Origin of the sequence: Tepidibacter mesophilus (genome assembly GCF_002724055.1) — a bacterium.
Classification (GTDB): Bacteria; Bacillota; Clostridia; order Peptostreptococcales; family Peptostreptococcaceae; genus Tepidibacter_A; species Tepidibacter_A mesophilus.
In genome coordinates this window covers 44,302-65,974 of sequence record NZ_BDQY01000018.1, presented here as the reverse complement: position 1 = coordinate 65,974, position 21,673 = coordinate 44,302, and the positions used below count along the sequence as shown (strand labels likewise).

The window sequence follows — 21,673 nt, the reverse complement described above, 5'->3', positions numbered from 1 at the left end:
TGTTAGCTAAGTTTACTATTTGTTGCTTAAATTCATCTGTATATCTTTTATGTTTATTAGACATGATATCTCCTCCGATTTTATTTAATTAATATTATCATGTCCGAGTATTTATTGTCTAATTAAGTGTAGCCTATCCATCTTTTTACTCATTTTTTTTCCCCCGAATTCTCATTTATTTAATTATACATAAAAACACCCTATAAAGTAGACTTTTTTATAGTGTCTACTCTATAGGGGACATTTTAAATTATAATAAGCATTATTTTTTATATGGTAATAGAATTATTTCTCAGGCAATAAATCTCAAGTTTTGACAATAATCTAAATTTTAGATGATTTTCATAGAAGAAATTTATAAAAATTAATTTTTTATCGATTCATCTTTTCCTGTAAATTTAGATTTACGAGATTAGAATTTGCTTAATTTGAGTTATGCAAAGTAAAATCGGTTATTAATGGAAAAAAGGTTATATATCTACAGTGAAAATAACTTCTAAATCATCACTATTATCTTCTAACATATGAATATATTTTTCTCTTTCATCTATTAGAATTGATTTATGTTACGAAAAATTTTAATATGAAATGATTGAAATTAGTCGCAAAAAGTGTTATGATATCAACGGTAAACTCAAAAAAAGAATGTCTTTACTGGATAATAAGCAATTGCGAAATTGCGACTGGGAATAATATATTAAAGAGCTTATTTTTATAAGCTCTTTTCAATTGATAAAGAGAGGTAATAATATGATAAAAGTTGATAACTTGTCCTACTCATTTCCGCAAAAAGATTTATATAATAAGATTTCATTTACATTAGAAGAGGGTCAACATTGTGCTTTTATAGGAACAAGTGGTAGTGGGAAAAGTACACTGATAGATATCGTTATGGATCCAGAAAGATATATGTTCGATGGTAAGTTAGAGATGAATCCAAATTGTAAAATTGGGTATGTAAGTCAGTTTTCACAACTAGACAAAACAAAAGAAACTACAGTTTTCGAATATATAGGAGAAGAATTTATTAAGCTACAAAATGAAATGACATCTATTTGTACTGAAATGGAAAAATCTTCGGATATTGATACTTTACTAGAAAAGTACCAACAATCTTTAGACGCATTTGATGCAATTGGTGGGGACGATTTCGAAAGCAATATTAATAAAAAATTAAATCTTGCAAACCTAATCAAGCATAAAGATTTAATGATATCTGAACTTAGTGGTGGAGAATTCAAACTTATTCAAGTGATTAAGGAAATGCTTAATAGTCCAGACTTAATGATTATGGATGAACCAGATGCATTTTTAGATTTTGAAAACCTTAATTCTCTTAAAAATCTAATTAATTCTCATAAAAAAACAATGTTAATTATTACGCACAACAGATATCTATTGAATAATTGTTTTAACAAAATTATACACCTTGAAAATATGGAACTTCAAGAGTTTGATGGAAGATATATTGACTATAACTTCTCATTACTTCAAACTAAAATTGAGTTACAAGAACTCGCTATTACTGATAATGAAGAAATTGAGAGAAATGAGATCTTAATCAATAAGTTAAGAACTATCGCAACTAATAATGCGGACGCTTCTAATGGGAAAGCTTTAAAAGCTAGAGTTAAAATTCAAGAAAGATTAGAAAATCGTAGAATTAAAGCACCATTTGTAGATATTAAACAACCTGATATCAGTTTAGCTACTGATAATAAAATCGAAGAAACCATTGCTTTAAAAGTTAATAATTACAGTGTTACCTTTGATGAGAGGCTTTTAGAAAATGTTAACTTTGAGATTAAATCTACTGATAAAGTGGCTCTTATAGGTTCAAATGGTACGGGTAAAACGACTTTATTGAGAGAAATATTTAAAAATAATAGTGATTCCATTGAATTAAATGATGAGGTTGAATTGGCTTATTTATCTCAGATTCAAGGAGAAATACTAAATGAGTCTAATACAATACTTGAAGAGTTCTTCGATGCAGGATTTAAAACTTATCGAGAGATTAAATCATATATTTCAAACTATGGTTTTGATGAAGAAGTCATTAATCAAAAGATAGGATCTTTATCTGGTGGAGAAAAGAATATACTTCAATTAGCTAAAGTTTCTGCTAGTAAAGCAAACATGTTGCTTCTTGATGAACCGACAAGTCATTTAGACACTTATTCACAAATAGCACTTGAAAAAGCCATAGAAAACTATAACGGTGCGATTCTAATGATTTCTCATGATTACTATTCTATAATAAACTGCATGGATTATGTTTTAATCATTGAGAATAAGACAATTAGAAAAATGAGCATGAGAAAATTTAGAAAGATGATTTATACTAGTCATTTTGATAAAGACTATTTAGAAATTGAACAAAAGAAAAAATCAGTTGAAACGAAAATAGCATTGGCTTTAAAAGATACTGATTTTGAACTTGCAAAAATTTTATCTAAAGAATTAGAACAGCTGATTAAGTTACTTTAAATAGTGTATTCTTTACAGAAATAAGTTATAATCCCCATCTCAATTAGCTTTTAATCTACTAAATCAAATAACTTATTGATAAATTAAATTTTAGAAATCAGATTATATACTAAGCCCTTAAATGCGAATTTTAGGTATAGTTGAATTTTCATATGATAACGTACATTATGCGAAGTTATTTAAGCAATTAAATATAAAGAATACTTTAGTCATCTTTGAAAATGAAGATGGCTTTTTTAATAAATTTAAAAAAATTACTATTTAAGGTTTACATTTTCAAAATAAAAGCGTCTTTATTAGGTGTAAGAGAAAATTAGCTGATAGGAAATCTTGAAAGTGGTTGATTATTTAGCTTTAAAACGTCTCTTATATAGTGTAAGTCAAAACAAACTGGCCAGAAAGTTAAGACTTACAGAATAATAAAATTTAAAAATAAAGGAGGAATTTTATCATGGGTAGAGGAGACGGAATGATAAAAAGAAAAACTGTATCACAAACTTTTAGCAGAGGGGATCTTCAAGATTTACTGGAAAAATATGAACACTCACAAGCAATAACAAATGAAATAATTGGTGATTTTGTTACGATAGCATGTGCTTTTATTCATCCAGCATTAGGTGTAGGTGTTGGGATAAGCTACAATAGACTTTCAACATTGTTTTCTGATTACTTAGAATACAAAGACGATCTTATTGAAGATATTTTAGAAAAAACAAGAAAAGAAGATGAAGTTACACTTAGAGTTGATTTATATGAAAGAACTATTAAACAAGGAAAGAAATGGGAAATACAAAGTATAAGCTATGTAAAATAAACTTTTAAATAGGTATATTATCGCTAATAGGCGATAATATACCTCTTTGCTTATATGCCAATTATTATGTATAAAATTGTTATTATAAATACATTAAATATTCCCGTTTGTATTAATATATTTTTTTGCTTTAACTTATTATATGACTTAATGTTTAACACAGTAATTACTATAGCAATTACTATAAGTATAATGATTTCTAGTAAATCTTTTATATAGTGGGTTTTTATATACTTAGTAGGAATTATAACTCCAAAATACCAAAATATATTTGATAATTTAAAATCAAGTCCATTACCTATATTAAAAATACAAGGATTATATTTGTTTTTATTAAAAGCATTTATAGTTAGTTTTAAAATATAAACTAAACACAATATCGAAATAATGCATAATAAGATATCTATCATATATACCCCCTATTAGAAATTAAATTTTTATCTGTTTTTTTAATCATTAATTGAAGTTTACTACAATGATGAGATTTTTGGAACATTACATTATTTACTTAGTAGGAATAACAATATTTGATTTTTCTATATTATAGCTACTAATATCAGGATTATTGCTATTAATATCAAGTATACAAATCTTATACTTTGAAGGGTTATTAGGCTAGTTTATATCCTGTGAAAATAAAATTTTATTACTTTTGTGAAAATAAAGAAGCAGACATAGTAGATGATGTGAATATAAGCATTATATAAATTATGAAAAATTAAATAAAAACAATACTTTTTTTAATCTAAAACACTCTTCTTACATATTTATCGTTAATTAAATAAACTACTTTGAGATGATTACAGAATATTCCATAATTAAACCTATTATATCACCTATATATATATAGCACAATTATGTCATATTTTTGTTTTTTAATATTTTACCTCCTTTGGTTAATCTTTGAACTCTCAAAAAGTTGTGAAGTACTCAGATGGTTTAATAAGATAGGATTTTAAATTGTAAATAATAGAAAGAACTCTACGAAGAGTTATCGTATATTAGGATTATTGGAAAATTGTTTAATGAATTTCACTAATATGGAAAAACTAACTATATAATAAATTAATTTAATTCAAATATTTAAGTAAATGGTAATTAGATGGTAATTAACTATAATTTGGAGGAATAAATATTGAGCAAAGAGGTTATTTCTGATAGACAAGCTACTTCTCTTATAATCTTATTCATAGGAGGAAGCACTTTATTGTTTGGGACAGGAGGAGAAGCGGAACAAGACGCATGGTTGTCTATTTTGTTATCAATTTTATATGCATTTCCTATATTAATGATTTATGCCAGAATACTTTCTCTTTTTCCACAGAAAGATTTATTTGATATTCTTGAACTAGTATTTGGCAAGTTCTTGGGAAAAATCATTAGTTTATTATATATTTGGTTTGCCCTTCATTTAGGCACATTGGTTCTAACGGATTTTGGTGACTTTCCTACTATTGTATCAATAGGGAAAACGCCAAAGATTGTACCTATGACATGTATTATATTTTTATGTTCTTGGGCAATTAAGGAAGGTATAGAGGTATTAGGTAGATGGGGAGAATTTAGTATATGGGGATTTATATTTACAGCAATTGTTGGGACATCATTATTAACGCCTAATTGGGATATTAATAATATTCAGCCAGTATTATATAAGGGCATAAAACCTGTTTTACAAGGAGCGTTTGCAGTATTTTCGTTCCCTTTTGCTGAAACCATTTTGTTCTGTTACGTTTTTTCATCATTGAAATATAAAAAATCACCATATAGAGTATATTAATTAGGATTAGTCATTGGAGGATTTTTAATATTCATAACTGCACTATCAGAACTTTTAACTTCAGGGGTAGATGTATATACATCCTTTTATTTTCCTTCACATGCTGCTGTTGCTCGAATAAATATTGGATATATGGTGAAAAGGGTAGAAATATATGAAATGGAATTTTAAAAGTAGAATTACTACTTTAGTAAAGATATTAGTTTGATATACCTAATATTTAAAAGTTATATGCAAGAGAAATTGCAAATAGTCAAAAAAATGAAAATGCATAAAAGAAATGGTTAAAATTCAGAAAATGCTGAATAACAAGGTGTTTAGCGAAAAAATGAGAATATAGTTAAAGAAAAAATGTAACTTAGATATTGAGAAAAAATGTTATGTTGCAAGAAAAATTGCAAAAATGATTGTAAAATAATTGGACTAATGTTAATATTAAGAAGGCATAATTATAGCACAGAGAATACAGAAAAAAACACGGTGCTTGCAAACGATTTCAAGCATTGAATTAAACAGGAGGAGATTTACATTATGACTGATAATCAATCTAAAAATATTACATGGCGCAATCTCGCTTTAATGTGTTTTGCTATTGTATGGGGTTTTGGTAATGTTGTTAACAACTTTGCTAATCAAGGATTACAAGTAATTGTATCATGGATATTAATTATCGGAATGTATTTTATACCATATGCATTAATGGTAGGAGAGTTAGGATCTACTTTTAGAGAGGGGAAAGGTGGAGTAAGTTCATGGATAAGCACTACAATGGGTCGCAGATTAGCTTATTTAGCAGGATGGACTTATTGGGTTGTACATGTGCCTTATTTAGCACAAAAGCCTCAAAGTGTAATGATAGCATTAAGTTGGGCAGCATTCCAAGATGGAAGTATAGTTAAAAGCATTGATCCGTTGATTTTACAAACAGTTTCATTATTTGTATTTATATTTTTCGTATGGATTGCATCAAGAGGTATTACTTCACTGAAGAGAATAGGAACTTTAGCAGGTTCATCAGTATTTATAATGTCGCTATTATATATATTATTAATGATTACAGCACCTGCAATTACAGGTATTAAGCCTGCAACAACAGATATGAGTTTTAAAACATTTATTCCAAATTTTGATTTTACATATTTTACGACAATATCTATGTTGGTATTTGCCGTAGGTGGATCAGAAAAAATAGCTCCTTATATTAATAATATGAAAAATCCATCTAAAGGATTTCCAAAGGGAATGATTGCTTTAGCAGTAATGGTAGCAATATCAGCACTACTAGGTTCGTATGCAATGGGAATGATGTTTGATGCAAATAATCTTGCTTCAGATTTAAAAATGAACGGACAATATTATGCATTTAAAAAGTTGGGTGAGTATTATGGGTTAGGAAATGTATTCTTAATTTTATATGCTTTATCTAATACAACGGCTCAAATATCTGCATTAATGATATCAATAGATGCTCCATTAAAAGTATTAATAGCAGATGCTGATTCAAAATATATTCCTAAAGCATTAACTAAAACTAATAAATATGGAGCCCCAATTAATGGATATAAATTAGTTACTGTTTTAGTTGGTATTTTAATAATAATACCTGCGTTAGGTATTGGTGATATGAATTCGCTGTATAACTGGCTATTAGACTTAAATTCAATTGTTATGCCAATGAGATATTTATGGGTATTCTTAGCATATATGGCATTAAGAAAAGCTGCTGCTGGAAAATATTCTTCAGAATATAAATTTGTAAAAAGTTCTAAGCTTGGATTCGGAATTGGTTTATGGTGCTTTGTATTTACTGCTTTTGTATGTATTATGGGTATGTTTCCAAAAGGCATAGATACATATACATCACAATGGTATTTCCAAATAACTCTTAATGTTTTAACTCCATTTATTCTTATAGCATTGGGATTAATATTACCTATAATTGCAAAGAAAACAAATAACAAAAATGATTTAAATAGTTCAGAAAATGTAGATACTATTGCATAACGCAAAACTTAATTCAGATGGAATTTTTATCTCAACTGAACCTGTAACTTTTGGATAAAATAATCAGAATATAACAAATTTAGAACAGCTAAAGCTTTAAAGCCTTAGCTGTTTTTTTAGTAAGAATTAAGTTGTTAAATATTGAAAGAAAAATAAAATGATAAAGTTTGTACACTAATTACTGGATATATGTGAAAAAATTACACTGATATTGATAATGCAAATTAAAACTTTTAAATGTTAGCATGTATAAATTATATACACGAGAAATTAAGTTGGATTATGACAAAAAGTAGTGCTTTTGTACATATAGATAAGGTAACTCAAAATTATGTAAGTATTTCTAAGTATAAAATATGATTGAGCTAGTTTATAGTAATAAAAGAGAAGAAGAAATAAGTTGTTCTTTTTTTGTATTAGAATAGTAATAAGCATAATATGCTTATTTTTAATATTTAATAATATAATTAAATATATTTGATATAATATATTTATAGATAAAATAATACATATAAGGAGGTATTAGATGAAACCTATAGATTACAGTCTCAAAGCAAAACCTAAATACACAATAAAAGAAGAAATCGCAAATAGTGTGACTCATGGTATTGGAGCTTTATTTAGTATTGTTACATTAACAATTCTTTTAGTTTACTCAATTTCAGAAAAGAATACTATATCGATTGTTGCTTTTAGTATATATGGTTTTGGGTCAATTTCTTTATATATAGCATCAACATTGTACCATAGTTTTCAACAAGAAAAATTAAAGAAAATATTTAGATTATTTGATCATTCCTCTATATATTTATGTATAGCTGGAACATGTACACCTGTAATTTTATTATCTATGACAGGGTACTGGAGAATAGGTCTTTTGAGCGCTATTTGGATAATTGCGTTGCTGGGAATTACATTTAAAGTTCTAACATTTAATAATTTTGAAAAATATAAGGTGCTTTCACTATCTTTATATATTTTTATGGGATGGTTATTAGTTATTGCTATAAAACCTATGATTAAAGTGGTTCCAGTTCAATTTTTTATATGGCTTTTAGCTGGAGGAATGATGTATACAGTTGGTACTATATTTTATGCTATAAAAAAGATACCATATAATCATGCTATATGGCATATGTTTGTCTTAGCTGGTAGCGTTATACATTTCTTTGGTATTTTTATATATCTAAGATAAAAAACTTATAAAATAAAAATCACATTTCTTAAATTAGAAATGTGACTTTTTGTTTTATTGTTGTTGTCTGTATTGAGGTTCTTCATTTTTTACATATTCAACTCTACCTTGAAGCTGTTGTGCCATATCTTCAGCATTTTGTGATAGTTGATTAAACATTTGTTTTGCATTTTGATCATCCGTATCTAATGAAAAAGTCTTGAATTGGGATGCTAAACCTTTAGCACCTGCTAATGCTTGCTCTAATTTATTTATTGTACTCATTAAAAAACCCTCCTTTGTTATTAACTCATTAAAAATAGTATTAACTTTTAAAACAAATATATATCATTAATAAAAAGTTAATTATAGAATGTTTATCCATTAACCTTTAGGCTTAAATACTAACGATGCCATAAATCCAAAAATTATGGCACAGGAAATCCCTGCACTGGTAACTTCAAAAATTCCTGTGAGAACACCAATTATACCAGTTCTTTTTGCTTCTGCTAAAGCTCCTTTAACTAAGGCATTTCCAAAACTAGTTATTGGAACAGAAGCTCCTGCGCCTGCAAATTTTATTAGAGGCTCATACCATCCAAAGCCTCCAAGAATTGCTCCTATTACAACTAATGTACTTGTTGTATGAGCAGGAGTAAGTTTAAATACATCAATCATAATTTGTCCAATAACACATATTGCCCCACCTATTAAAAATGCCCAAATAAATTTTTCCAATATTTAGACCTCCTTTTAAGCCATTTCTATCGATACTGCATGAGCTATACAGGGTATACTTTCCTTTTGCTGATATGAAATAGGAGATAATAAAGCTCCAGTTGCTATGATTAATATTCTTTTTAATTCTCCCTTTTTCATACGGTTAAGGAAATGTCCATAAGTTACAGTAGCAGAACACCCACATCCACTACCTCCTGCCATAACGGGTTGATCTTTTTTATATATCATTATTCCACAATCTGTAAATATATTAGACGGGATTTTTAATCCATGTTTAATCAATAAATCTCCTGCAATTGTATGCCCTATTTTTCCAAGATCTCCAGTAGCAATAATATCATAATATGATGGGTCAATATTTAAATCCCTGAAATGAGCCTGAATTGTATCAACTGCTGCAGGAGCCATGGCAGCCCCCATATTAAATGGATCAGAAAGACCCATATCTATTACTTTCCCAATCGTAGCTGATGTAACACGTGGTCCTTCACCTTTATTTGATAACAAACCTGTTCCAGCACCAGTTACAGTCCATTGAGCAGTTGGAGGTTTTTGAGAACCATACTCTGTTGGGTATCTAAATTGTTTTTCAGCTGATGCATTGTGACTAGATGCACCCGCTAAAACATAGTTTGCAGCCTTACTATCAATCAGCAAGCTACCCAAAGCTAATCCTTGCATAGCACTAGAACAAGCTCCGAATATACCTAAAAAGGGTGCTCCAAGAGTACGTGCAGCGAAAGAACTTGAAATAATCTGATTCATCAAATCTCCACTTAGGAAAAATTGAATATCTTCTTTCTTAAGTCCAGCTTTTTGAATTGTTTTTTCACAAGATTGTTCTAATAGTTTTTTTTCTGCTTTTTCATAGCTATCTTGTCCTAGCCATATATTATCATGGAGAATATCAAAATCATCAGCTAAATTCCCCTGTGCTTCAAAAGGACCTCCAACAGCAGAAGAAGAAATTATAACAGGTTTTGAATCAAATACCCACGATTGATGTCCTTTTAACATTTACATCCCACCTAACCATTGAATTGTAATTTTAATAAGAGCAACCACAAATGCTGAAAAAACACCATAAACAATTACTGAACCTGATATTTTAAACATATTTCCGCCTACTCCAAGAACATATCCTTCACTACGATGCTCAATAGCAGCTGAAGCCATAGTATTAGCAAACCCTGTAATAGGAATTATAGTGCCACCTCCAGCCCATTGAGCAATATGATCATACACACCGAATCCAGTAAGCAAAATTGCAATAATAATTAAAACTGCTGTGGCTGGATCTCCTGCTGTTTTTTCTGTGAAATTGAAGTGGTTAATAAACACCCATTGAAGCCCTTGCCCTATAGTACAAATAAATCCACCAGAAATAAATGCTCTAAAACAATTGCGAAGAACTTTTCTCTTTGGCTCCCTAGACTTTGCAAAATCTTGATATTCTTGTTGAATAGGAGTTAGTTTTTTCTTTTTTTTATTAGACATTTAATCATCACCTTCTAATGTAATAAATAAGGTTCTAGTTTTTTTACAATATTTTGAAGTTTTTGTGCATCATTTGAATACATATCTTTTGCTTTTTGATTTTCTGTTTCTAATGCAAAACTAAGAAGATCAGCTTGAGCTTTTTCAAGATTAGCATAAATTAGCTCTTTAACTTGAGGTTTAGGAATCTGTATAGAATCTTCAAAAAGATCTACATATAAATCTCCAGAAGAATCTACCTGACCAATAAAAATATTATCTAAAGATACGCCTAGACTTTCTAGCTGTGTATTTAACCATCCTCGATTCAATTCTCTATTAGTTAGAGCCTCATCAATTATGTTTCCATCTAATATTACTGTTTGAGATTCGGATTGTGGTGATACTTGCTTTCCTAAGTCATGTGATGTAATAGGTGTTTTGTCCGATTTTAATAGAAGATTAATTTCACCTGTTGATTCCATTAGAGCAAATTCAACGTCCATCAAATTAAACACATTTTTAGATCGTAATTCTCTTAATAATTCCTCTCCTGTAAATCTTACTTGACTTAAGTTTTCTTCCATAACTTTCCCATTTTTTATTAAAATAGTTTCTTTTCCGTATACCCAATCATGAATTAATTTACTTGCTAAACATAAATAGTCTAGACCTATAGTAAATAAAATCCAGACTCCTAAAGAAATAAACCCAAATGCTAAATTTTTAATTATATTTGTTGAAATTAAAGCAACTAAAATCGAAATGATAGTATAACTAATAAAATTAAACGGTGTCATTTTAGCTAATTGTCTTTTTCCCATGATTCGAATAAATAGTAGAGTTAACAAAAATAAACCTATTGATCTTACTAATATTTCAATCCACGTTTTCATATCTACCTCACTTAATAACCTTTATATTGTGGTTCTTCAAATTCTAAAATTTTTATCCTCTCTTCTAAATCATTAATTATATCATTAGTTATATTTAAAGCTTCTTTATATGTTTCTTTTATTTCTTTATCTTGAGATTGTATTGAATATAGCCTTAAAGTACTTTGAGTACCTTTTAAACTAGCTAAAGTTTGCTTTACTTTAGCACCAACAGACATTATTATCATCCTTTCTAGTGTATAATTTACTTTATATCTATTTTTTGCAATTATTAATTATTCATTCACAATACAAGTTTTTAATATTTTGAAATGATTTCCATATAACATAACACTTTCGAAAAAATGCATACATTAATTTTTATAAGTATATAATACAAAATAGAATTGAGGTGAAATGATTGAATATATCAAATATATCAAATTTAACTATTGAATTAATTATTGGTTTTTTTGTATTGCTTATGATTACTAAAGTTTTAGGAAAAACTCAAATAAGTCAAATTACTCCTTTTGAATTCATATCTGCATTAGTATTAGGAGAACTAGTAGGTAACGCTATTTATGATGAAGATATTAATATATTCTACATTTTATATGCAGTTTTCTTATGGGCTTTATTATTATATATAATTGAATTAATAACACAAAAATTTAAAGGGTCAAGAGAATTTTTTGAAGGTAAACCTTCTATTATAATTAGAAATGGACAAATTGATTTTAAAGAATTAAAAAAGGAAAAACTAGATATAAATGAATTACAAAGTTTATTAAGAGCGAAGGATATATTTTCTATTCGTGAAATTCAATACGCTATATTAGAAACTAATGGTGCTATTAGTGTTTTAAAAAAATCAAAATATAATAATCCTACAAATGAAGATTTAAATTTATCAGAAAAACCTGCATATTTACCAGTTACGCTTATATTAGATGGAGAAATTTTATGGGATAACGTTAAAACTTGTGGATTTGATGAAAAATGGCTTAATAAACAGCTTCATACGAGCAGAGTAAGTAAAATAAAAGAAATTCTTTATGCTGAATGGAAGCAAGATGAAGGACTTCATATAGTAAAAAAGAAAGAAAAGTAAAAAATCTCTGGTAAAAAAATTATTTTTTAAAATTTATAAATAAAACTTCTTAAAAAAAGGAAAACTAATAATGATCAAAAAAAGAGGAGGTTTTAATTTTGAAAGTAAGAGATATAATGACAAAAGACGTATCATATGTAAGATTAAATTCCAATATATCAGAAGCAGCAAATATTATGAAATCTCTAAATGTTGGTATAGTTCCTGTTTGCGATGAAAGTCAGAGTCCTGTTGGAGTGATAACAGACAGAGATATAGTTTTAAGAAGTGTTTCTGAAAATAATGGGGCTAATCAAAATGTAGGAAATATAATGAGTCAAAATATTATAAGTGCAACTCCTGATACAGATGCTCATGAAGCAGCTTCATTGATGGCTCAAAATCAGATAAGAAGATTACCAATAGTTGAAAATAATAAGATTGTTGGAATTCTTTCATTAGGAGATTTAGCAAATGTAAATATACATGTCAATGAAGCTGGTGATGCTTTAAGTTCGATTTCAAAACCAGATCATGGAATGAAATAAAAAACTGTAGAAACCAAAGAGAGAGCATTTGCTCTCTCTTTTACAATGTATAATAATTTTACTCATTTTATTAGAATTAGATTAATATACTTAATTATATTAATGTAGTTTTTAAGGAGTTGAAATTATTATGAAAATAAATTCTATACCTACACAGCCTGATAATCCTACAAATGTACAAAGATATGAATTGACTAAATATGGATTGAAAAATGTTAATCGTTTAGAGGATTTTAATAATGTTGTAAAATTGTTAAGTCCACCATCTGATATTACGAGTATAGCATCACCAGGAAGCTTTAAAGGAGTTAAAGTAGGTATAATAGGTGGAGGGTTAGCTGGTTTATCATCAGCATTTGAACTTAGAAAGCTTGGATTTGATACTACTATATTTGAAGCTTCAGAAGATCGTGTAGGAGGAAGAGTTTATACTTATTATTTTGATAAAGACAAAAAACTTTATGGAGAACTTGGAGCTATGCGTATTCCAGTAAGCCATGAAACTACATGGCATTACATAAATCTTTTCAACTTAAATACCAGACCATTTGTTCAAACTAATAAAAATGCTTTTTTATATGTAAGAGATATAAGAGTTAGAAATGATCCTGGTGGAAAAAATGCAATGGAAAAAATTTATCCTCAATTTAAGTTAAACCCATGGGAAAGGAGAACTCCGTGGCAAGAACTTATACAATATGGAGTAGGTACTCCTTTAGCTAGCATTAATCCAAGTTTAAGGAAAGAAATTTTAGAAGTTAAGATGAAATATAGTCCGCCCATTAATTACTGGACATATTACAATACTCGCCAAGTTCTTGAATTAATGAAATTAAGCCAGGGGGCTTTAAATCTTATAGGGAGTATTTCTCCTTTTATAGGTTCTTTTTATTACAACAGTTACTCTGAAATATTACAAGAAGAATATCCGGTAAATTTTTCATTTTTATATGAAATTAAAGGTGGCATGGTAAATCTGCCTCTTGCTTTTTATAAATCTTTAATATCTAAAAAACCGAATGAATATGAAAAAATTTCAAATAATGATTTGGGCAAGGTTACGTGGAAAGCTGGAAATTTAGTTACAACAATTAGTAGATTGGAAACTGGAAATAAAGTTGTATTAAACTATAAAAATAAGAATTCAAAAGAATATTTACAAGAAACATTTGATTATGTTATCTGTACTATACCATTTTCAAGTCTTAGAAATGTTAATATTAATCCGTTGTTCAGTCCTATGAAGATGCAATCTATAAAAGAAGTTAACTATACAAATTCTCAAAAAACATTTTTTCTTTGTAATAAGCGTTTTTGGGAAGAACAAGGAATTATAGGAGGAGGTTCATATACTGATTTGCCTATTACTAGTATTTGGTATCCTTCTGATCATGCAAAGTGTATCCCAGATGATAATAGAAAATCTTGTTTTGGTGAATCTACTTTTGATAATTGGAGCATTAGAAGAAATTGCTCACCTGATGATCCGGGAGTTCTTTTAGCGTCATATAATTTTTCTCAGGATGCAGTAAGGTTAGGAAATTTAAGTGAAAGACTGCACTTTAAAGAAGTAAAAGAACAAGTAGAAGCTGTTCATGGACTTGAAAAATGTTATCTTGATTCAGTAGTAAAAGATTATAAAACTATACAATGGTATGAAGAAGAAAATTTTTATGGTGCTTTTGCTTACTTTTTTCCAGAACAGAAAAGAATTTTTTCATATGCTATGGTAAAACCTGAATATAATAATAGAGTATTTTTTGCGGGTGAACATACATCTGCTACACATGCATGGCAACAAGGAGCTTTAAATAGTGGAATGAAGGCGGCGAACTCTTTAGTGGAATATTGTAAAATTCATAAATCTCCAAAAGGTAGCGCCTAGGGACAGGTGCTATTTTTTTGGAAAAAGTTATAAAATTTCAAATCTTAGGATAACATTGTTAAAAATATTATATGATTAACTATTTTGAGTAATTAGAATATTTAACTAAAGATAAAGTTAGAAAAATTGCTATTGAAGCTAATCTTATAACTGCTAAAAAGTGTTTAGGTGGAGGAATAATAGACACGGATATTAGATAAAACAATAAATATTCGTAGGAAGGGTATAAATACTTTTTTGAAATTTGGTAATTAAAGGAATATAAACTAAAATGACGAATTATATAATGTTGGAGAAAATATTTAGTTCATCTAAAATAGTTATCAAAATTTTTATTGAGCAGGGGGAAATATAATAATATGTTTAAAAAAGTGATTTATATATCATTTATTATACTAGCTTTATCATTTAATTTAAGTTTTTCACAAGAAAAAATAGGACAGGTTGTTGGAAAATATGAAAAAACAAATGAAAAAGTAAGTTTAAATGGAGTATTTGTAGACTTATACAAATTAAATGGTAAAGATGCAGTACTAATAGAAGAATTAATTTACTGTGGTTATGATATGAATTGGGATCCTAAAAGTAGAACTACTACTTTTAAAGATAATAACAAACAAATTAATAAGAATATGAATAGTAGTATGAATAAAAATATGAAAGGTAATATATATTCAAGTGATGTAAAAGTGTATATGCAAGATAATAGTAAAGGTTCAGATAAAATACAAATAAATGCTTACAATATAGGCGGTTATTCTTTAGTTTATTTAGAAGATTTAAAAAATGTGTCTGGATACACAGGCTATATAAATAGTATAAAATTAAAAGATATTAGTGGGAATATATGTCTTCCTAATAAAGAAAAAGCACCAAAAGGAGGTATAGACGTAAATATTCAAACTTATCACTGCTTTACACCATATGTAGGAGTTGTTGATGAGGTTAAAGTTCATTTGAAAGAAGGAGAAAACAGTGCTAAATATAATTTGAAAGGAAATAAAGATGGTGAAAATATAATTTATTTTTTTGTAATGGATACAGATAAATATTATAATTCTAGCGACGAACAGCTACATCATAATAGAACATATGAAATAGCACAAGATTTTAATGCTATATCAATAGGAGATAAAGTAAAACAAGATGTTTTAATATCAAGAAATTCTAAAATTAAAGGAGTTATTAATTTTCCAGAAAATGTAGATAATAAAAGTCTTATTACTACTATAGATACTAGAGAAATTAAGGTTAGAGCTTTTTATGAAAATAAGTCAAATGATATGACATTAAAAAAATCATTAGATGATAAAAATATTTCTTTTGAATTAAATGTTCCTAAAGATTTTAATAATGGAAAGTTTAGCTTAGGAGTACAAGCTACTATGTATGAGGGATTTAGCCGAAGACATTATATGGGAGGGCCTATAATGCTTGGTGCATATTATAAAGATGGAAAATTAATAAATGATATAGAAAAAGCACAGGTATTAAGTGCTAAATTAGATAATATAAACCTAAATATAGATATAGATAAATCTATAGGAAAAGATATAGGAAAGGTATATATTTTAAAAGGAAAATTTAAAGATAAACAGATAGATGTATTTAATATAGACGGACATCTTGGAGTTAAAGCGTCACATTTAAATGATTTGGGCTATGAAATTAATTTTGATAATATGAACAAAAGATTAGATATAAAAAGCAATAAGTCAAATAACACTTTAAATGAAATGTTAAAAATAAAAGATTCAGAGCTGACTATGACTTGGGCTAAATATACTGATATTAATACTTACTTAGATAATAAGAAAATAACTGGATTTAATGTAGATTCAAGTATGGTGGTTTTCTTAGATAACTTGAAAATTAAAGTAGATTTAAATGAACATATAGTAAGTTTTGATGATATTAATTTAGAAAAAGCAATAAGAGAAGTAATAGATAAACCTAGTGGGGATATATATTTATCTGATTTAAATAGAGATTATTTAAGATATTTAAATCTTTCGTCTAAAGATATAACAAGTTTAAATGGAATAGAGAAAATATCTAGTATTAGAACTTTAAAATTAAATGATAACAATATACAGGATATATCTTGCTTATCAAAATTGAAAGAATTATATTCAATAGATTTAAATAATAATAAAATAGAAAATATAGATTCATTACAAAAACTAAGCGATTTAAGTAATGTTAAGTTAAGCGGGAACAATATAAGTGATATATCAGCATTACAAAGCTTGAGTGAATTAAGTAGTGTAGATTTAAGTAATAACAATATAGAAGATATATCACCACTAAAAAATCTTAAAAGTCTTAATAGGTTAGACTTGGCATGTAATAATATAAATGATATATCGGATATTAAGAACTTGACAAATTTATATGAACTAACTCTTAATAAAAATAAAATAAATAATATAGATTCTTTATCTAATATACAATATCTATATAAGTTATATTTAAGTGAAAATAACATTAAAGATTACAGCCCTATTAATAGTTATTATAATAAATTAAAGGAAAAAGACTTTTAAATAGAAAAGAAAAATTTCAAGGAGAGTAGAGATACTCTTCTTTTTTAGATTGATTAAAAAGGGATAAAAAGGAAAATGTTGAATTGTATAATGTTGAGATAGTAAAAATCATTTTACAAGAAAGGAAGACAAAAAAAGTGGATAACATGTGTAATAGAAAAATTATTATTTTTATAATTGTATTGATTTCCTTAATAAAGAAAATAAAAGATATACAAGGTAGAAATGTATTACTTAGACTGAAGGACAAATCTATATCAACTATATTTTTTACATTTATCAGTTGTATAGTGTTAATAATTTCAATAGTAGAACTTGTCTGTGGTGAATTTAATGAAGGTGTTAGTAGTTTGAGTACCGCTATTATAGTAATGACTGGTGCATTAGGAGGTAATAGTAGATATTGTATATCTGAAAAGGGGGTAATACTAGATCATAAATTATACAGGTGGAATGCTATTAAGTCATGGAGATTTGAAGATAGCTTGATGAATGAAGTTGTACTTGAACTTGATGATAGCGAAATTAAGTTTGTTGCTCATCAAGAGTATAGAGAATACAATGAATACTTAGAGTCTTTATTAAATAAATATATAGCTTAATTAAATTTAAATATATTGACCAAATTTTTATATGAATGTATAATCAAATATATCGAAAATAGTTGGATATAAAACTAATTACATCTAGGAGGATTATATGAGATATAATGACGGAAAATACATAGGCATAGGAAATGGATACGGAGGTAACATAGAGATTGAAGTTGAAATACTTGAAAATAAAATAAATAATATAAAAGTAATAAATCATAATGAAACAAAAATTATATCAGATTCAGCATTTGAATATGTTATCAAAAACATAATAGAAAAAAATTCTATTTTAGTTCCTAATGTATCAGGCTGCTCTATGAGTTCTAGAGGAATAAGAGAAGCAGTAAAAAATGCTTTAATAGAATCTGGTGGAAATAGAGAGGAATTAGAAAATCTAATATTAGAAGCGGAAAATCTTGAAAAAACTAATACAAAGAAAAGAACTTTAAACTCCATAGAAAAGTTTGATGTAGTAGTTGTGGGAGGTGGAGGAGCAGGTCTTTCAGCGGCAATTGCAGCAGCAGATAAAGGAGCAAAAGTAGTATTATTAGAAAAAATGAACAATCTAGGTGGAAATACACTGGTATCTATGGGCGGAGTCAATATTCCTGAAAATGACGAACAAAAGGAAAATAAAATAGTAGATAGTGAAGAATGTTTTTATAATGATATACTTCAAGGTGGAGATGGAGAAAGTGACTTAAATCAAGTAGATATCCTTGTAAAAAATGCTTTAGATACATATAAATGGCTAAAGAATTTTATAGGGGTAGAGTTTAAGCCAAAGAAACTTATTCATTTTGGAGGACACAAGGTCCCAAGAGCCTCTGTTTTCAAAGGAAAATATGCAATAGAGCTTATATCTAAATTAAAAAATAAAGCTTTGTCTCTTAAAGTGGAAATTATTACTGGAGCAGACTGTAATAATTTAATTTGTGATGATAAAGGAAGAGTAGTTGGGGTTAATGCTGTAACTGATGGAAAAGAGATTACTTTTAGTGCTGAGTACGGAGTTATACTTGCAACTGGAGGATTCAGTGGAAATATTGAAATGAGAAAAAAATATAATTCTAAGCTTGATGATAGATATAAGACTACTAATGTGAGTGGGGTAACAGGCCATGGGCACATAATGAGTCAAGAAGTTGGGGCAAAATTTGTTCATATGAATTATATTCAAACTTTCCCTATTTGTAATCCCAAAACAGGAGAACTTTCTCATGTTGGAGGCTCTAGATTTGATGGAGCTATATTAGTAAATAAATCTGGAAAAAGATTTGTAGAAGAGCTAGAGAGAAGAGATGTTGTTTCTGAAAATATATTAGCACAAGATGGACAAGTTGCTTATTTGGTTTGGGGAAAAGAAATTGAGACAATAGGTAATGGAACAATAAATCATGATGCAGAAGTAGGAAGACTTATGAAAGATAATTTATTTGGAGAGTTTAAAACTATAGAAGATGGATCAGAGTTCTTTAAAATAGATAAGGGTGCTTTAAGAAAAACTCTAAAAGGTTATAATGATTATGTGAAAAATGGCAAAGATGAAGAGTTTAATAGAAGAGGAAATTTAGTATCAATAAATGAAGGTCCATATTATATCCAAGTAGTAGCTCCTGCTGTTCATCATACAATGGGTGGGGTAAAAATAAACAATAAAAATCAAGTAGAAAAAAAAGATACTATTATAATTAAGGGACTATATGCTGCGGGAGAAATAGTAGGAGGAACCCATGGTACTAATAGGCTTGGAGGAAATGCTATAACAGAAGTTTTAGTATTTGGAAAAAGAGCTGGAGAAAGTATTGTAGTTAACAAATAAATATACTTGCAGTCATATTTTACTTAATATGGCTGTTTTTTTATGAGTAGGAAAGTATACATGCTTACAAAAAAATCTCTATTAATAGGAATCTTTTGATTTCTTGGGAAATAGAAATCTTTAGAATAAAAGTATTTATAATATAATACAACTTAATATATGGTGAAATCTACATAATTAAAATTAAGAATATAGTTGGATATTTCGTAAATTGATATTAAGAACATTAAAGACTAAAGATATAGAATATGTAATGGAATTTTTGGAAAATCAAGAAGTTACGACATACTGTGGTAAGTCAAGCAATAGAAAATGATTAAAAGATCAATATTTTGAGTTAACTGAATTATAATTTATTAAGTAAAAAATAAGGGGGGATGTTTATGAAGATTGAAGCATAAGAAATAAAAAACAAAAAAGGATAGAAATTTATAAGTATTGTATTATGGGTAGTGATCCAGGTGTAAGTTTTAGGTCATCATCATACAAAGATAAAAATATTCAAATTAACGTTTTAGGAAATACTCAGTGGGGAGCTTACGCTATTACAAATAAAATAGAGGAAGAACTCAACTTGTGACAGTGTATAGAGAATTGAACGAAAAAATTTATAAAATATATAAAAACAATCTATTATTAAAACCTATAATATAAGATAATTCAATTGGACTAAACCCTTGGTAAATATTAGACTTATAAAGTATAAACATAATATTGGGGGGGGAATTCAAAAGATGAATAAAACAAGAAATTTAACCTTTGTTGCTATGGGGATAGTTATAAATATAGTGTTTGGAACAGTAGTAAGTATGATAAAAATTCCTTTATTATTTTTAGATACTATAGGGACTGTATTTATAGCAGCTATACTTGGACCTTTGTATGGGGCTCTATCTGGCGGGCTTACTAATATTATTCAAGGAATAATAAATAACCCTAAGTCTATGCCTTTTGCTTTAGTAAATATAGCTATTGGATTAATTGTAGGATATATATGTAAAAAAAGAGAATTTAACTTTCAAACTGCACTTATAACAGGAATTATATTAGCTATAATAGCTCCACTAATAGGAACTCCAATTGTAATTTATGTATTTGGAGGTATTACAGGAGATGGAAATGATGTAATATTCACATGGCTTTTAACATCTGGAAAAACTATATTTTCAGCGGCATTTATACCTAGAATAACTGGTAATATATTAGATAAGATAGCAACATGTATATTTGTAGCATTTTTATTAAAAAGATTACCAAAAGAATATAAAAGAAAACAAGGTAATATTTAAGGGGATGACATAGTGTATAGACAAGGAAAAGTAGTATTTTTATCACACTGTATATTAAATCAAAACTCAGTTGTAAAGCCTTTGGCTAGAGCAAAGGGAGGGTATAATAAGATAATTGAAGAAATAATAAAAAGAGATATAGGCATATATCAAATAATGTGCCCTGAAAATAAATATTTAGGACTTCATAGATTGCCTAAAACTAAACAAGAGTACGATAATAAAGACTATAGAAAAGTATGCAAGGATATAGCTTGTGAAGTAGTTGCCGATATTGAGAAATACACAAATAATTCAAATAAAGTATTAGGAATTATAGGTATAAGTGAAAGTCCTACTTGTAGCTATAATAAAAATAAAGGAATACTATTTGAAGAAATATTTTATTTATTAAAAGAAAAGTGTATTTCTATACCAATATTAAATGTTCCCACAGATTATTTAGAAGAAAAACAAAATGAAAAATTTATAGATAAATTAATAGATTTTTTAGATAATAAAACCACAGACATTAATATAGAAATCAAATAAATATAATCA

The 21,673-nt window shown here is 27.6% G+C and carries 22 protein-coding genes; 15 read left to right on the top strand and 7 right to left on the bottom strand.

What is annotated here, in order from left to right; all coding sequences use genetic code 11:
- Positions 1-750: 750 nt before the first annotated feature.
- The gene (locus Tmeso_RS11495) at positions 751-2,490 is read left to right on the top strand and encodes an ABC-F family ATP-binding cassette domain-containing protein (protein ID WP_099191321.1); all 1,740 of its coding nucleotides are present in this window, start codon (positions 751-753) and stop codon (positions 2,488-2,490) included.
- A 451-nt stretch (positions 2,491-2,941) separates the two neighbouring features.
- Positions 2,942-3,304 carry a hypothetical protein gene (locus tag Tmeso_RS11490; RefSeq protein WP_099191319.1) on the top strand — a complete coding sequence of 121 codons (363 nt, stop codon included), beginning with the start codon at positions 2,942-2,944 and terminating at the stop codon, positions 3,302-3,304.
- A 50-nt stretch (positions 3,305-3,354) separates the two neighbouring features.
- Here the strand turns inward: Tmeso_RS11490 and Tmeso_RS11485 are convergent, their stop codons facing one another.
- Positions 3,355-3,714, bottom strand: coding sequence for a hypothetical protein (locus tag Tmeso_RS11485; protein ID WP_099191317.1), 360 nt, complete (start codon positions 3,712-3,714; stop codon positions 3,355-3,357).
- Positions 3,715-4,439: 725 nt separating this feature from the next.
- Between Tmeso_RS11485 and Tmeso_RS11480 the strand changes: the two genes are divergently transcribed.
- The 4 genes from Tmeso_RS11480 to trhA all read left to right on the top strand — a co-directional run bounded on the left by Tmeso_RS11480 (position 4,440) and on the right by trhA (position 8,283).
- Positions 4,440-5,084 (top strand): GerAB/ArcD/ProY family transporter, encoded by a 645-nt coding sequence (locus tag Tmeso_RS11480; RefSeq protein ID WP_187296331.1) that lies wholly within the window; start codon positions 4,440-4,442, stop codon positions 5,082-5,084.
- Positions 5,085-5,615: 531 nt separating this feature from the next.
- Positions 5,616-7,088 (top strand): APC family permease, encoded by a 1,473-nt coding sequence (locus tag Tmeso_RS11475; RefSeq protein ID WP_099191313.1) that lies wholly within the window; start codon positions 5,616-5,618, stop codon positions 7,086-7,088.
- A 237-nt stretch (positions 7,089-7,325) separates the two neighbouring features.
- Positions 7,326-7,448: a hypothetical protein gene (locus tag Tmeso_RS16980; RefSeq protein ID WP_278281456.1), complete on the top strand. Its 123-nt coding sequence runs from the start codon at positions 7,326-7,328 to the stop codon at positions 7,446-7,448.
- A 166-nt stretch (positions 7,449-7,614) separates the two neighbouring features.
- A complete protein-coding gene (gene trhA / locus Tmeso_RS11470; RefSeq protein WP_099191311.1) occupies positions 7,615-8,283 on the top strand; it encodes a PAQR family membrane homeostasis protein TrhA in 669 nt (222 codons plus the stop codon).
- A 54-nt stretch (positions 8,284-8,337) separates the two neighbouring features.
- Here trhA and Tmeso_RS11465 read toward each other — a convergent pair whose 3' ends face one another.
- From Tmeso_RS11465 to Tmeso_RS11440, 6 genes are all read right to left on the bottom strand, one after another.
- Positions 8,338-8,547 carry a DUF1657 domain-containing protein gene (locus Tmeso_RS11465; RefSeq protein WP_099191309.1) on the bottom strand — a complete coding sequence of 70 codons (210 nt, stop codon included), beginning with the start codon at positions 8,545-8,547 and terminating at the stop codon, positions 8,338-8,340.
- A gap of 99 nt (positions 8,548-8,646) precedes the next feature.
- Positions 8,647-9,000 (bottom strand): stage V sporulation protein AE, encoded by a 354-nt coding sequence (spoVAE, locus tag Tmeso_RS11460; RefSeq protein ID WP_099191307.1) that lies wholly within the window; start codon positions 8,998-9,000, stop codon positions 8,647-8,649.
- 15 nt (positions 9,001-9,015) lie between these two features.
- On the bottom strand, positions 9,016-10,020 hold the full coding sequence (spoVAD, locus tag Tmeso_RS11455) for a stage V sporulation protein AD (RefSeq protein WP_099191305.1): 1,005 nt from the start codon (positions 10,018-10,020) through the stop codon (positions 9,016-9,018).
- Positions 10,021-10,500 carry a stage V sporulation protein AC gene (spoVAC, locus tag Tmeso_RS11450; RefSeq protein WP_099191303.1) on the bottom strand — a complete coding sequence of 160 codons (480 nt, stop codon included), beginning with the start codon at positions 10,498-10,500 and terminating at the stop codon, positions 10,021-10,023.
- Positions 10,501-10,514: 14 nt separating this feature from the next.
- Positions 10,515-11,303: a DUF421 domain-containing protein gene (locus Tmeso_RS11445; RefSeq protein ID WP_330400348.1), complete on the bottom strand. Its 789-nt coding sequence runs from the start codon at positions 11,301-11,303 to the stop codon at positions 10,515-10,517.
- Between the two features lie 83 nt (positions 11,304-11,386).
- Complete coding sequence (locus Tmeso_RS11440) at positions 11,387-11,593, bottom strand: DUF1657 domain-containing protein (RefSeq protein WP_099191299.1); 207 nt, start codon at positions 11,591-11,593, stop codon at positions 11,387-11,389.
- A 182-nt stretch (positions 11,594-11,775) separates the two neighbouring features.
- Here Tmeso_RS11440 and Tmeso_RS11435 point away from each other — a divergent pair, with 182 nt between their 5' ends.
- The 9 genes from Tmeso_RS11435 (at position 11,776) to Tmeso_RS11400 (ending at position 21,664) form a co-directional block, all read left to right on the top strand.
- The gene (locus tag Tmeso_RS11435; RefSeq protein WP_207653854.1) at positions 11,776-12,468 is read left to right on the top strand and encodes a DUF421 domain-containing protein; all 693 of its coding nucleotides are present in this window, start codon (positions 11,776-11,778) and stop codon (positions 12,466-12,468) included.
- 98 nt (positions 12,469-12,566) lie between these two features.
- The gene (locus Tmeso_RS11430; protein ID WP_099191297.1) at positions 12,567-12,995 is read left to right on the top strand and encodes a CBS domain-containing protein; all 429 of its coding nucleotides are present in this window, start codon (positions 12,567-12,569) and stop codon (positions 12,993-12,995) included.
- 130 nt (positions 12,996-13,125) lie between these two features.
- Entirely contained in the window at positions 13,126-14,880 is a 1,755-nt protein-coding gene (locus tag Tmeso_RS11425) for a flavin monoamine oxidase family protein (RefSeq protein WP_187296330.1), read from the top strand.
- Between the two features lie 359 nt (positions 14,881-15,239).
- Positions 15,240-17,426: a leucine-rich repeat domain-containing protein gene (locus Tmeso_RS11420; protein WP_099191293.1), complete on the top strand. Its 2,187-nt coding sequence runs from the start codon at positions 15,240-15,242 to the stop codon at positions 17,424-17,426.
- A 137-nt stretch (positions 17,427-17,563) separates the two neighbouring features.
- Entirely contained in the window at positions 17,564-18,028 is a 465-nt protein-coding gene (locus Tmeso_RS11415) for a hypothetical protein (protein ID WP_099191291.1), read from the top strand.
- A gap of 97 nt (positions 18,029-18,125) precedes the next feature.
- Positions 18,126-19,844, top strand: a complete 1,719-nt coding sequence (locus tag Tmeso_RS11410; RefSeq protein ID WP_099191289.1) for a flavocytochrome c — start codon at positions 18,126-18,128, stop codon at positions 19,842-19,844.
- A gap of 445 nt (positions 19,845-20,289) precedes the next feature.
- A complete protein-coding gene (locus tag Tmeso_RS16975) occupies positions 20,290-20,424 on the top strand; it encodes a hypothetical protein (RefSeq protein ID WP_278281455.1) in 135 nt (44 codons plus the stop codon).
- A gap of 154 nt (positions 20,425-20,578) precedes the next feature.
- Positions 20,579-21,133 carry a CD3073 family putative ECF transporter S component gene (locus Tmeso_RS11405; RefSeq protein WP_099191287.1) on the top strand — a complete coding sequence of 185 codons (555 nt, stop codon included), beginning with the start codon at positions 20,579-20,581 and terminating at the stop codon, positions 21,131-21,133.
- Positions 21,134-21,145: 12 nt separating this feature from the next.
- Positions 21,146-21,664: a CD3072 family TudS-related putative desulfidase gene (locus tag Tmeso_RS11400; protein WP_099191285.1), complete on the top strand. Its 519-nt coding sequence runs from the start codon at positions 21,146-21,148 to the stop codon at positions 21,662-21,664.
- Positions 21,665-21,673: the final 9 nt, after the last annotated feature.